The following is a 12403-nucleotide window of genomic DNA, read 5'->3' as shown; positions in this document are numbered from 1 at the left end:
TTGCAGTGCTCACAGCTCAAAATACCTCCCCGGCGTTTTTCCCAGTGCTTTGCGAAACATGGTGATAAAGGCGCTCTGACTGCTATAACCCAAATCCTGCGCAACGTTTGCAACCGCATCTCCCTGGGCGATGCGAGTCAGGGCTGCCAGTAGACGGGCCTGTTGTCGCCACTGGCCAAAGGTCATGCCGGTTTCCTGGCGAAAGTGGCGGGCCAGGGAGCGGGCGCTGGTGCCCAGTTCGGTTGCCCAGCTTTCCATTGAGCGCGGGTCGGCGGGGTCATCTCTCAACCGGCGAGCGATCTCTATTAGTAGTTTGCTCTGCGGGCGAGGCAAGTGCAGCGGAGCTTCCGGGATGACTTTCAGCTGGTCGAGGAACACCTGAACCATACGTCCCTGAGAACCCTGCTCATCATAGAGGGTATCAAAGGAAACCATCTCCAGAATCAGTTCTCGCAGCAGCGGTGTCACGTGGATTACCTGGCAGTGATCAGGCAGATCTCTGGATGCTTCAGGTGCAATATAAACATTGCGCATCTGTACCGGATGGATCGTGCGTGCATCGTGTTCGATGAATGCGGGAATCCATACCGCCCGTTGCGGAGGGACCACCCAGTAACCAATATCTCTGGCGGATACCTGAATCAGGCCGTCGGCAATAAACAGAAGCTGTCCCCAGCCGTGACTGTGAAAAGGGGAATAGAATCCTGCGTCATGATCCGCTTTACGAATGACCACCTGACGGGGGACATGCTCCAGTCGGTTGACCGGTTTACCTTTCAGGGTTACCCAATGTTTGGGTATTTCAGGCAGCTCTGTCTGTTTCTCGATATAAGTTGTCATGATTTATTGTATACGCCAGATTAGATCTTTTTTAAAGTAGCCTGAGACGTTAATTGAGTAAACAAGTCGGGTATTGCTGCTAAGTTGCCAATGTTCCGATCATTCAGGAATCATTATGTTGAATTTAATTCGCCGTCCGGAAATGTTTCTATTCCTGCTGGCGGGCGCGATGCCTCTGTCGATGGGGGTGTGGATGGCGCTGCTGAATAACTTTGCGATAGAGAAAGCCGCTTTTACCGGGGTGGAGATCGGTATTTTGCAATCGTTGCGGGAGGTTCCTGGTTTTCTCTCTTTTGGCGCAGTATTGCTGCTGGTTCTGATGCGTGAGCAGACGCTGGCGCTGGTCTCTATGTTGCTGCTGGGGTTGGGGACGGCGATGACCGGCTGCTTTCCCACCGAGATCGGTTTGTACTGTACCACTGTGCTGATGTCGATGGGGTTTCACTACTACGAGACGATGAACCAGTCGCTGTCACTGCAGCTTTTTAGTAAGGATGAGGCACCGTATCGATTAGGGCAGATGGTTGCCATCGGTTCGTTTTCCAGTCTGGTTGCTTTTGGTCTGGTATGGCTGGCATTGGATATCTCTGGTTTGGCGATGCAAACCGTCTATCTGCTGGCAGGCGGCATCACGGTCGCGATAACGCTGTTTTGCTGGCTGGCCTTTCCCCAAATGGAGGTGAAGGTTGAGCAGCACAAAAAACTATTGCTGCGAAAACGTTACTGGCTGTACTACGCGCTGGTATTTATGGGGGGCGCCCGGCGGCAGATCTTTATGGTGTTTGCCAGCTTTCTGATGGTGGAAAAGTTTGGTTTTACTGCGGGTGAGATCTCCATCATGTTTCTGGTGAATGGTGCGCTGAATATGTTTTGTGCGCCGCGCATCGGTCGGTTAATTGGCCACTGGGGCGAGCGTAAAACGCTTACCATAGAGTACATCGGTCTTGTTATTGTATTTACCGCCTATGCCGTTGTATCTGATCCCTGGATCGCGGTGGGTCTGTATATAGCGGACCATCTGCTGTTCTCCATGGCGATTGCGCAGAAAACCTATCTGCAGAAAATTGCCGACCCTAAAGATCTGGCATCCACCGCAGGCGTGTCATTCACTATTAACCATATTGCGGCAGTGGTGCTGCCTGCTGTGTACGGTATCTTGTGGATTATCTCTCCGGCGGCTGTTTTTCTGACCGGCGCGGCGATGGGGGCTGTGTCACTGGTGCTCGCACGGATGGTGCCGGAGAACCCCGGACCAGGTGAGGAAGTTGTGCCATTTTCGGGGAAAGCAGTGCAGGCTTAAAAGGTGCCAGACGTGGCGCGCCGCTTGCGGCAACGGCGCTCCGTGTCTGCTAGTGGCTGGCAGAGCCTGCTAAACTGAAATTGTGTTATGGCTTACTCGTCGCGAAATCACGGTCTTGAGACTGCTTTTTACCCAAGACAATCGTTCCGATAGCAATTACACCCAACAACCAGCTGTAATGGATATTGCCTATCACGACTAACGGTGAGAGTCCGGCGATGGAGCCCGCCAGCAATACCTGGGCACCATAAGGTAACAGACCCTGTATTACGCAGGAGAATATATCCAGCAGGCAGGCACTGCGACGCGGATCGACCTGTTGACGACCGGCGATATCTTTCGCCAGACCACCACAGATGATGATCGCTACGGTGTTGTTGGCGGTGCAGATGTTAGTGAGTGCGACAGCGGTGCTGATTGCAGCTTCACCTGCACGTGGGCTGGTTCTGGTGTTATCGCCTTTTGATGTCAATCGTTCAATCTGCCTGGCAAGAAACTCCAGTCCGCCCTGTGACTTCATCAGTGCGCCCAGGCCACCGATTAGCATCGATAGAATCATGATCTCCTGCATGCCTGTGTAACCCGCATAGATATCCCTGGAATACTGGGCGATGGAGTACCCTTCATGCCCTGTCAGGCCAATAGCGCCTGCCAGGAGTGTGCCGCTGAACAGCACCAGAAATACATTCAGTCCGCTGAGTGCCATCAGCAGCACTGCCAGGTAGGGCAGTACTTTGATCAGCTGATACTCGCTGCTCTGAGTAATACTGGCATCGGCTCCCTGCAGATAGAGCCAGCCCAGGGTGATCAGCGCTGCTGGCAGGGCAATTTTAAAATTCATGCGAAACTTGTCACGCATCTCACAGCCCTGTGAACGGGTAGCGGCAATGGTGGTATCGGAGATGATGGACAGGTTGTCGCCGAACATCGCTCCGCCAACTACTGCGCCGATGCAAAGGGGCAGCGACAGATCACTAACCTCGGTGAGTCCCAGAGCAATAGGTGCCATCGCGGCGATGGTACCCATTGAGGTTCCCATGGCCGTGGCGATAAAAGCGGTAATGACAAACAAGCCGGGCAGTACCAGCTCAGAAGGGATAATACTCAGGCCAAAACTGACTGTGGCATCAACACCGCCGACAGCTTTTGCAACACTGGCGAATGCACCGGCTAACAGGTAGATCAGACACATGGTGATGATGTTGCTATCACCAACACCCTGGATAAAGGTTTCCAGGCGCTGATTTAGCGTGCCTTTATCTAATAGCAGAGCCAGCACGATCGCGGGCAGAATCGCTACCGGCGCAGAGATCTGATAGAAGGCGTAATCGACATTGGCTGATTGGTAGTAAACGCCGCTGCCGATAAACAGGGCGAGAAAGAGTAATAACGGTAATAGTGCGAGTGGGTTAGCTCTCATTGCAGACTCCCGGAGTCAGAAAGTAATATGCTGAAACCGCAAGCAGAACCAGGGATATCGTCATAGGCTGTGACACAGTATTGCCAGACCAGGATAACTGGAGTCGGTTGCTGATTATATTCTATAGATAAGCAGAATTAGCATGAAAAAAGCCTGTCAGTCTTGTGGATTACAGGCTGAAATATAGCTGAGGAATGCACCAGGCAGGTAACCTCTCTATTTAAGGACGGAATTATACGCGTTGAGCGTTTCAGGGCTAATATTGATTTACTATAAATGTAGTATTTTGGTTATAACCAGGAAGGATCTAATAACTTTTTGATGACGACTCAATGGTTGTCCTGAGGCCGGTGAGTGTCATATTAGCGTAATCAGTTTTCGTCGACTTCGGCAAAGTAAAAACTGTTTACCTGTGTGCGTTTTGCTTCGTACATGGCCTGGTCTGCCTCATGCAATAGCGATTCCAGAGGCAGGCCTTTGAAGTGAATCGCAATACCTATGCTGATGCCTATACAAAGTGGCTGCCCATTGAAGATAAAGGGTTGTTCCATAACCGTTATAATTCGCTGGGCGATAATTTTCAGTTGTTCTTGATCCCCGAAGGAGGGCAGTATCGCAGCAAACTCATCGCCTCCCAGCCGGGCCAGAGTATCGGTTTCGCGGAGTATTTTTTTGAGGCGATAAGCAAATTGCTTTAAAACATAGTCACCCGCTTCATGGCCATACTTATCGTTAATGGGCTTGAAGTTGTCAAGGTCCATATAGAGCAGCGCTAACGGTTCTTTGGTCCGTTTGAAGTTTGCCAGTTGCAGCTCAAGAATCTGGATAAACAGGTTGCGGTTGCACAGTCCCGTCAGCATATCATGATGAGCAAGGTGCTCAATCTGCTGCTGAGCGATCAGGTTTTTTCGCTGAATTCTGAAATACAGCAGGGATCCCGCGCCCGTCACTGCCGCTGTCAGAATAAAAAACATTACCAGAGGGATAAGGATATTGTTGTACGCCAGGGAGATATCTTCAGGACTTGCGAGTGAGACTAGCTTCCATTCGGGCCAGCGCAGATCCGCCGCCAGTTTGTTTTGTGCAGCGCTTTCAGTCCCTGTTCGTCCGGTCGCAATGGTGGCAAAGATAAAATAACCGTAAGGTGAAGCAAAAGCACCTTTGTCATGGTCTCTGATCTGCTGCCAGATACCGGGATAATACTTCTCCATGGTTCTGTCTTTATATTCCGGGAACATAAATGCCCAGGCAGCTTCGCGTTCGTGGCCAAATAACCAGTAGCCATTCTCGTTCAGCAGCATCAGCTCGCCCGCTGTGTTTTCAGCATCCTGCTTTAACTGAGTGAACAGGGTTGAGGCATTCAGGTTGATAATGATGATGCCGCGCTTAACGCCCTGACGGTCGAACACCGGGGTTGCGGTACGCACAATCGGCTTATAAGGCAACTCAATTCGCCCATGTTCAATATTGAGGTCCATGGGGGAGATATAAATCTGACCGTAAGATAACTTGATTGAGTCCGTGAAGTAGTAGCGATTGAGTTTATTTTGCAAATTAGTCTGGTTGATGACAACGGGCCCAAGGGTGCCCTGATCAACGCGTATCATCTCAGTCCCCTGAGTATCGATGAAACGGATCTGCTCATAGACTGGCTTGATGGATGCCAGATTAGCATAGTCACGGGTCAGCCTGTGCAGTGCTTCGGTGTCTCCGTTAAGCAAAAGCTGCAGGTTTTCCTGCCGGGCCAGCATCAGCGTGTCTAGTGCTGCTTTGGATATCCGGTCGTTGAGGCTGTTTTTTATCAGTGCCAGCTGAGGCTCTTCCTGATCAATCGCATGGGTAATATAACTTTGGTGCTGTTGTTGGTACACATTGAGCAGTAACAGCAGGAATAAACTCAGGGAGGATAGGTAACAAAACAACAGAAAACTGCGTAAAGCAAGAATCTTGTCGATCAATGAGTGTTGATTAAGGGGGATTAGATTGGTCGGTTTTAACAGCAGGTAATGGATTAACAGGGTGGTTATGAGAGCAAAAAACAGACCATCTAAAATGAATGTTGTTAATCCTGTTGCGGATAATCTTACCAGAGGAATGATCAGCATCAGCATGACCTCTACGCCAAGAGCGATGATGCCTGTACGCAGTAACGTCGATTCAAGACTCAGATCTTCCCGGGCTATCAGTCTTTTCGATTTAACAAAATAGCGTACCAGAGCGACAGTAATAGCTGACACTATGGCCCCGTCAAGGAATATTTCCAGCCAGAATAAACTGCTTGTGATCTCCAGCTTCCGCATCGCTTGCATGATCAGCATCTCGGCTGACATCAGTAAAGTGAAGAGAAGCAGGTGGTATAACATGGTTTTTAAGAAGCCCTGTTCTGCGTTTTGCTAAGATAACCTCTACATGTGCCGGTGGCTATCAGCGCATTGGCTGGATTTAAAAACCGTTTACACGTGAATAAGTTATATTATTTTATCCATAAAATTGCGCTCATATTAGCAGAGGTTTGATGATGACAACAGTGACGATTGTCAGTTAAATCCAGAACATAAAAAAGCCCCCGAAAGGAGGCTTTAGTCTTTAGCGAGGCTAAACTTCAGGCGCCGATGATGCCGCCATCGATACGCTGAATCGCCATAATGGTTGAACGTGGCTTGCTGCTACCACCCGCAGGGAAGTTGGAAGGTTTGTCATCTTCACCCGGATGCTGCACACCGATGAATACGGTGCGCTGATCAGGAGTGAATGACATGCCGGTGATCTCACAGGCGACCGGGCCGGTGGCAAAACGACGTACTTCACCGGTTTCCGGATCAGCACAGAGCATCTGGTTATTGCCCATACCGGCGAAGTCGCCCTCGTTAGAGTATTTGCCGTCGGTCAGAATCCACAGTCGTCCAGCATTATCAAATCCCAGACCATCAGGGCTGTTGAACATATTTTCGTCGTTGATATTGGCAGAACCCGCGTAGAAGTCTTTGTGCACGCTTGGGTTACCGGCAACCAGGAACAGGTCCCACTTGAAAGTAGTAGCGCTGTTATCAGCATTGGTTTCGTTCCAGCGAACGATCTGGCCATACTTGTTGTTGGCTCGGGGGTTTGGACCACCAACAGGCTGGTTGTCTTTCTTACCACGGTTTTTGTTATTGGTCAGGGTGCAACAAACGGTTTTGGTTTTATGGTTGACGGCAACCCACTCTGGACGGTCCATCGTAGTGGCCCCCACAACGGTGGCTGCTTCACGGGCAAAAATAAGAACTTCTGCCTGACTGTTGAAACCGTTCTCTTTGGTCAGACCGTTTTTGCCGTAAGTCAGCTCAATCCATTCTCCGGTACCCTTAACTTCGCCCGCTTTAGCGGTGAAACGTGATACGTACAGGGTGCCTTCTTCCAGCAGGCTGCGGTTAGCTGCTTTATCCGCAGGGTTGTACTTGTTCTTCGACACGAACTTGTACAGGTGCTCACCGCGCTCATCATCGCCGAGATACACCACAACATGACCGTTGTCGGCAACGATTACTGCTGCGTTCTCATGTTTGAAACGACCCAGTGCAGTACGCTTCAGAGGAGTTGAGGTTGGATCCATAGGATCGATCTCTACTACCCAGCCGTGACGGTTAGGTTCGTTAGGTTCTTTGGTGATATCGAAACGCTGATCGAATTTGTACCATTGATACTTGCTGTCATCTTTTATGCCATAACGCTTCTCGTGGCCATTCAGTTCAGCGCCTGGCTTAGCAAAGTAACCGTTGAAGTTCTCTTCACAGGTGAGGTAAGTGCCCCACGGGGTTTCACCGTTAGCGCAGTTGTTGAACGTTCCCAGGACTTTGATGCCGGTGTCATCAGCGCTGGTTTTCAGAAGCGTATGGCCAGCAGCCGGACCCGTCAGCATCATCTCAGTGTTAGCGGTGATACGGCGGTTGTAATCAGACTCTTTGATGTATTCCCAACCATCAGCGGTGCGCTTGATTTCAAACACAGAAACACCATGAGCCGCTTGTGCTTTCTTTACATCATCGGCGGTCATCGCTTCGCCTTTGTGATCGAACAGCAGCTTGTAGTTGGTGTACTCGTTGTTGACTGCCAGCAGACCGTGGTCGTCAGACAGTGGGAAGAAAGACATGCCATCCGTATTGTCGCCAAACTGGCCCGCCTGAGCGCTGGAAGGTTGTTTGCCACTCTCATCAAACATCGGTGCGCCTTTCAGAATGGGGTCACCCCAAGAGATCAGCGGCTTGGCAACATAACCTTCAGGAACCACAAAGGTATCAGCCGTGCTGGTGGGCACTTTCGTAAAGCCCAGCAGCTTGCTTTCAGGGTTAGTCGTTGCCGCCACGGCTTTTGCCAGTGGGTTTGCCGCCAGAAACAGGCCCATGGCAGTTGCTCCACCCTGCAAAAAGCGTCGACGGCTCAAACCTGCATCGATAATTTTACTGAAATCAGAATCCTGTTCGGTGTGCAAATCTGAGTCAGCTTGCAGAAGATCTTTGTTCATTCTTGTGTTCCTAAAAACGGTAGTGGGTGGAAACGTTTAGTAGAAAGCAGACTAGACTCTGGTTATGTCGCTCAGATGACTTTAGTGTTACAGAATGATGACATGATGTCGGGGTAGCTTTGTTAGCTGCAGTCGCTATAAAAGATAGTTATTTGTAACGGTTCTGTGTTTAGCTACAGCACTATAATAAAAGGTTAGTTTAATCAGCTCATATGACCATGTGTGAGGTGGCTGTATTAACAGGCCGGTTTATGAGAGCGGGGCTAAAAAAACCTGTTTAAGGAACTATTTTTCAAAAGTGCTTACTTAAAGTACTTACTTACAAAAACAGTCTTAAGGGACAGCCTTAACGAGCTGTCTTAAAGATCAGTTTTAATGCACGTACATAAAAAGCTTACTTAAGGAACTTGTCTATGCTGGTTTTAGTGTTGGGTTTGATACTTTTTCTCGGTATTCACAGTGTCGCCATTGTGGCGATGCCGTTGCGTAATCGGGCTGTTGCCGCCAGTGAAATGGGTTGGAAACTGTTTTATGCAATTATCTCTCTGGCTGGACTGTGGCTGATCGCCAAAGGTTATGCGGCGTATCGGGTTGATCCGTATATCGTCTACGTTACGCCTGTCTGGATGCGTCACCTATCAGCGTTGTTACTGCTACCGGTCTTTATACTATTCCTTGCACCTTACTTTCCCGGACGAATTAAGCGGGTAACCGTTCATCCTCAGCTGATCGCGGTGAAACTCTGGGCTGTATCGCATCTGTTGGTTAACGGGACGTTGGCCGATCTGGTTCTGTTTGGCAGTTTTCTTGCCTGGGCCGTGGTTGACCGCATCTCAATGAAAAAACGTCAGCAACGACCACTGCCTGGTGCTCCGGCGTCTGCCTATAACGACGTGATTCTGGTTATCGTCGGATTAGCGCTCTATGGTCTAACCGTTGTCTGGGGCCACAAGTGGTTAATTGGTGTAGCGCCCTTCGGTTAATGCTTCACGAATATTGAATGCATTCAGCCTGCCAGCTCCTCCAGCCCGGGGGTTTGTTCCAGCGCCCGGCTGGGGCTGAGCAGGTGTTGTCTGATCAGTTCACGGGCGGTGTCGCCATTGCCTGCTAACAGTGCATCAATCAGCAGTTGGTGTTCTTTCTGGTTGGCATCAAACACTGCGCTGTTGGCCATATTTTTCTTCAACCAGAGGTTGCGGTAACGGGACGCTTTTTCATACAGTGAGCGGCGCACCTGCAATAGGGTAGGCGAGTTACAGCCCTGTGCGATTGCCGTATGAAATGCCTGATGACGACGTTCCCACTCCTGTGGGTCTTTATCGACCATATCACCGAACTTATGCATTGTGTGGGCGGCAGCCAGGATGCCCGCTTCCCATTCATCATCGCCTTTCTCTACCGCAAGACCGATACAGAGCGCTTCAATCTCGGCCCGGGTCGCATAGATATCAAGCATCTCCTCCCGTGAGACCGGGTGTACTTTAAAACCTCGTTGATTTTCGACCACCACCAGTTGCTCAATCAACAGTTGCGACAATGCTTCTCTGAGGGGGCTGACGCCAACCTGGTAACGTGCTTTCAGGCGGGTCATTTTCAGTTTTTCCCCGGGCTGAAAATAGCCTGTCAGGATATCCTGCTTCAGCTCACCTACCACTTTCAGGGCAGAGTTATCGCTGCTGTCAGGTACCGCTATTCTCGACTTTCTCATGGTTTTTCCGGTTTATTTGTCTGATTTTTAATGAATTTCTGAAGAACTCACTGCGCAGTATTTCTGTTCAGTGAGGGCTATTTTAATTTATCGATATTTAATAGTTAAGATAATTATTTAAAATATTGTTGACGATTAAGTAAAATGTCGACATTATTCTATTTCGTCGATGCAGGCGTTGATCCAGATCAGTATCTGGCTCGCCGATTTGCTAAGAGAACAAAAAATTTAACCAACCCTTTATCGAAGCTCGCGGAATTCAGCTGTGAATCCGTTGAGAGCGATAAACAGAACGAATACAGTTTTGGAGAGAAGAAAATGACTGCTCTGTTGCGTGAAGTTGAAACGACTCAACCTCAAGGTTTTTCTGTTGCCCCCTATGCTGCTAACAAGCGCCTGCAGGTGGTGACTCTGACGGCTGAAACAATTGCTGCGTTTGATGAGTCGATGGCTGAGTGGCCGGTACAGGCACTGGAATACAAGCCGTTCCTTCGCTATGCAGTGGCAGATAAGTTAGATGCAATCACTAACTACTCTCTGGGTAAGTTCCTCAATGCGACCATGCAGGACCGTAATGCCGGTGCTTTTCTGTTGCAATATGAGGGTCAGCCCGATATCGCAGAGGGCGAACTGCGCACCGAGTTTGATATTAAACTGTCAACAGCCATCTCTCATATTGTTGGTCTGCCAAATCATGATGCGATGTATGGTAAATACTATGCGCGTTTTACCGTACTCAATGATGACAACTCAGACAGCTATCTGCGTCAGGCTCACCGTCGGATGGAGCTGCACAACGATGGTACCTATGTCAATGAGCGTACCGATTACGTACTGATGCAGAAGCTGGGCGAAGCGCATATGGAAGGCGGGGATTCCCTGCTGTTGCACGTCGATGACTGGGCCGATCTGGACAAGTTCTATCGTCATCCACTGGCAAAGAAAAACATTGTCTGGGGGGCGCCTAAGTCTAAGAACGTAGACACTAAGATTGAACACGCGATCTTTTTTGAAGAGGACAAGAACGGTAAGCCGCATATGCTGTTTATTGATCAGTTTGCCGAGCCTCAGAATATGGCAGAAGGTATTTACCTGTATGAGATGGGCAAGTCGCTGGAAGAGGATGAAAATTTCTTCCGGGTTCGCTTGCCGGTGGGTACCATGCTGGTGATTCAGAATCACTGCTGGTTGCACGGGCGTGATAAATTTGTTGCTCATCCACAGCTGAGCCGTGAACTGCTGCGTCAGCGTGGCCACTTCACCAAGTAACAGGCTACCGATATACTACGGCGGAGTCGTTTAATCGACTCCGCAGTCTGTGTTTAAGAGCCGTCTGTATTTAAGATCCGTCTGTATTTAAGAGCAATCTGAGTTAATTAAGATAGTGCTCAATTGATTCTATGTTTTAGGGTGAAATGAATGACATACGATTACATCATCATCGGCGGGGGAATCGTCGGTATGTCGACAGGATGGCAGCTGCAGCAGCGTCTTCCTGAAGCGAAGATCCTGTTGTTGGAAAAGGAATCGGTTTATTCCAAACACCAGACCGGGCATAACAGTGGCGTTATCCATGCCGGTGTCTACTATGCGCCGGGCAGCCTGAAAGCACAGTTCTGTAAGGCGGGTGTTGCCGCCACGATGAAGTTCTGCGATGACAATAATGTGCCCTACAATCAGTGCGGTAAACTGTTGGTGGCGACTAATCCATTGGAAGCGGAGCGGATGACCGCGCTCTATCAGCGCTGTAATGACAACGGTATCGATGTAGAACTGCTGGACGCTGAGCAGTTGAAAGCCCGGGAACCCAATATTGTTGGTGTGGGCGGGATGCTGGTGAAAGACACCGCGATCGTAAATTATCAGCAGGTGACCACCAAAATGGCGCAACGTTTTGTCGAGCAGGGCGGCGATGCCCGGCTGAATCACAAAGTCGTTGGTTTGCAGGAAAGCGCGAATGAAGTGACCGTGGATGCGCTGCATAACGGGCAGCAGGTCAGCTTTAAAGGCAAGTTTCTGATCACCTGTTCCGGTCTGATGGCAGACCGGACCACCAAAATGCTGGGGATTAAAACTGATTTTCAGATCATCCCTTTCCGCGGCGAATACTATAAATTGCCGGAAAAATATAACAATATCGTTAACCATCTGATCTACCCGATTCCAGACCCCGACCTGCCGTTTCTGGGGGTACATCTGACCCGCATGATCGACGGTTCTGTGACCGTGGGGCCAAACGCTGTTCAGGGCTGGAAGCGTGAAGGCTATGGCAAGATCAATATCAGCCTGCGGGATATCTGGGATATGGTTACCTTCCCTGGGTTCTGGCGTGTGCTAAAGGATCATATCGGCACTGGTATTGTTGAAACCAAAAACTCCCTCTGGAAGCCCGGTTATCTGAAACTGGTACAGAAATACTGCCCCACACTGAAAGTGGAAGATCTGCAACCCTATCCCGCCGGGATTCGCGCGCAGGCGGTGATGAATGATGGTTCACTGGTGCATGATTTTCTGTTTGCCGAAAGCCCGAGATCGCTGCACGTGTGCAATGCGCCTTCGCCTGCGGCCACCTCCGCGATTCCGATTGGCGAGTATATTTGCGATAAGGTTGCCGAGCAGCAGCGCTGATCTTAT

At 49.8% G+C, this 12403-nt stretch carries 9 protein-coding genes; 4 read left to right on the top strand and 5 right to left on the bottom strand.

The window, feature by feature from the left end; genetic code table 11:
• Positions 1 to 9: 9 nt before the first annotated feature.
• On the bottom strand, positions 10 to 840 hold the full coding sequence (locus Q0499_RS02095; RefSeq protein ID WP_299195504.1) for a helix-turn-helix transcriptional regulator: 831 nt from the start codon (positions 838 to 840) through the stop codon (positions 10 to 12).
• A 115-nt stretch (positions 841 to 955) separates the two neighbouring features.
• Here Q0499_RS02095 and Q0499_RS02090 point away from each other — a divergent pair, with 115 nt between their 5' ends.
• On the top strand, positions 956 to 2140 hold the full coding sequence (locus tag Q0499_RS02090; protein ID WP_299195502.1) for an MFS transporter: 1185 nt from the start codon (positions 956 to 958) through the stop codon (positions 2138 to 2140).
• Positions 2141 to 2225: 85 nt separating this feature from the next.
• Here the strand turns inward: Q0499_RS02090 and Q0499_RS02085 are convergent, their stop codons facing one another.
• The 3 genes from Q0499_RS02085 to Q0499_RS02075 all read right to left on the bottom strand — a co-directional run bounded on the left by Q0499_RS02085 (position 2226) and on the right by Q0499_RS02075 (position 8061).
• Positions 2226 to 3560 (bottom strand): Na+/H+ antiporter NhaC family protein, encoded by a 1335-nt coding sequence (locus Q0499_RS02085; RefSeq protein ID WP_299195500.1) that lies wholly within the window; start codon positions 3558 to 3560, stop codon positions 2226 to 2228.
• Positions 3561 to 3931: 371 nt separating this feature from the next.
• The gene (locus Q0499_RS02080; RefSeq protein WP_299195497.1) at positions 3932 to 5869 is read right to left on the bottom strand and encodes a sensor domain-containing diguanylate cyclase; all 1938 of its coding nucleotides are present in this window, start codon (positions 5867 to 5869) and stop codon (positions 3932 to 3934) included.
• A 293-nt stretch (positions 5870 to 6162) separates the two neighbouring features.
• Complete coding sequence (locus Q0499_RS02075; protein ID WP_299195495.1) at positions 6163 to 8061, bottom strand: PhoX family phosphatase; 1899 nt, start codon at positions 8059 to 8061, stop codon at positions 6163 to 6165.
• Between the two features lie 413 nt (positions 8062 to 8474).
• Here Q0499_RS02075 and Q0499_RS02070 point away from each other — a divergent pair, with 413 nt between their 5' ends.
• Positions 8475 to 9044: an NnrU family protein gene (locus Q0499_RS02070; protein ID WP_299195493.1), complete on the top strand. Its 570-nt coding sequence runs from the start codon at positions 8475 to 8477 to the stop codon at positions 9042 to 9044.
• A gap of 23 nt (positions 9045 to 9067) precedes the next feature.
• On the opposite strand, the gene csiR is transcribed toward Q0499_RS02070, so the two are convergent.
• Complete coding sequence (gene csiR, locus Q0499_RS02065; protein WP_299195490.1) at positions 9068 to 9769, bottom strand: DNA-binding transcriptional regulator CsiR; 702 nt, start codon at positions 9767 to 9769, stop codon at positions 9068 to 9070.
• 318 nt (positions 9770 to 10087) lie between these two features.
• On the opposite strand from csiR, the gene glaH reads away from it, so the two are divergent.
• Both glaH and lhgO read left to right on the top strand, forming a co-directional pair.
• A complete protein-coding gene (gene glaH, locus Q0499_RS02060; RefSeq protein ID WP_299195487.1) occupies positions 10088 to 11038 on the top strand; it encodes a glutarate dioxygenase GlaH in 951 nt (316 codons plus the stop codon).
• A 150-nt stretch (positions 11039 to 11188) separates the two neighbouring features.
• Positions 11189 to 12397 (top strand): L-2-hydroxyglutarate oxidase, encoded by a 1209-nt coding sequence (gene lhgO, locus Q0499_RS02055; protein ID WP_299195485.1) that lies wholly within the window; start codon positions 11189 to 11191, stop codon positions 12395 to 12397.
• The last annotated feature ends 6 nt before the right edge of the window (positions 12398 to 12403 follow it).

The sequence above is a fragment of the uncultured Amphritea sp. genome, assembly GCF_937127095.1.
Classification (GTDB): Bacteria; Pseudomonadota; Gammaproteobacteria; order Pseudomonadales; family Balneatricaceae; genus Amphritea.
Note: the sequence above shows the minus strand (reverse complement) of the source record. Positions and strands in the feature narration are given on the sequence as shown.

Bases quoted from the DNA above. Each gene is read 5' to 3' on its own strand.
- csiR (WP_299195490.1), bottom strand. From the start codon at position 9,769: ATGAGAAAGTCGAGAATAGCGGTACCTGACAGCAGCGATAACTCTGCC.
- Q0499_RS02085 (WP_299195500.1), bottom strand. From the start codon at position 3,560: ATGAGAGCTAACCCACTCGCACTATTACCGTTATTACTCTTTCTCGCC.
- Q0499_RS02095 (WP_299195504.1), bottom strand. From the start codon at position 840: ATGACAACTTATATCGAGAAACAGACAGAGCTGCCTGAAATACCCAAA.
- glaH (WP_299195487.1), top strand. From the start codon at position 10,088: ATGACTGCTCTGTTGCGTGAAGTTGAAACGACTCAACCTCAAGGTTTT.
- Q0499_RS02070 (WP_299195493.1), top strand. From the start codon at position 8,475: ATGCTGGTTTTAGTGTTGGGTTTGATACTTTTTCTCGGTATTCACAGT.
- Q0499_RS02090 (WP_299195502.1), top strand. From the start codon at position 956: ATGTTGAATTTAATTCGCCGTCCGGAAATGTTTCTATTCCTGCTGGCG.
- Q0499_RS02080 (WP_299195497.1), bottom strand. From the start codon at position 5,869: ATGCAAGCGATGCGGAAGCTGGAGATCACAAGCAGTTTATTCTGGCTG.
- lhgO (WP_299195485.1), top strand. From the start codon at position 11,189: ATGACATACGATTACATCATCATCGGCGGGGGAATCGTCGGTATGTCG.
- Q0499_RS02075 (WP_299195495.1), bottom strand. From the start codon at position 8,061: ATGAACAAAGATCTTCTGCAAGCTGACTCAGATTTGCACACCGAACAG.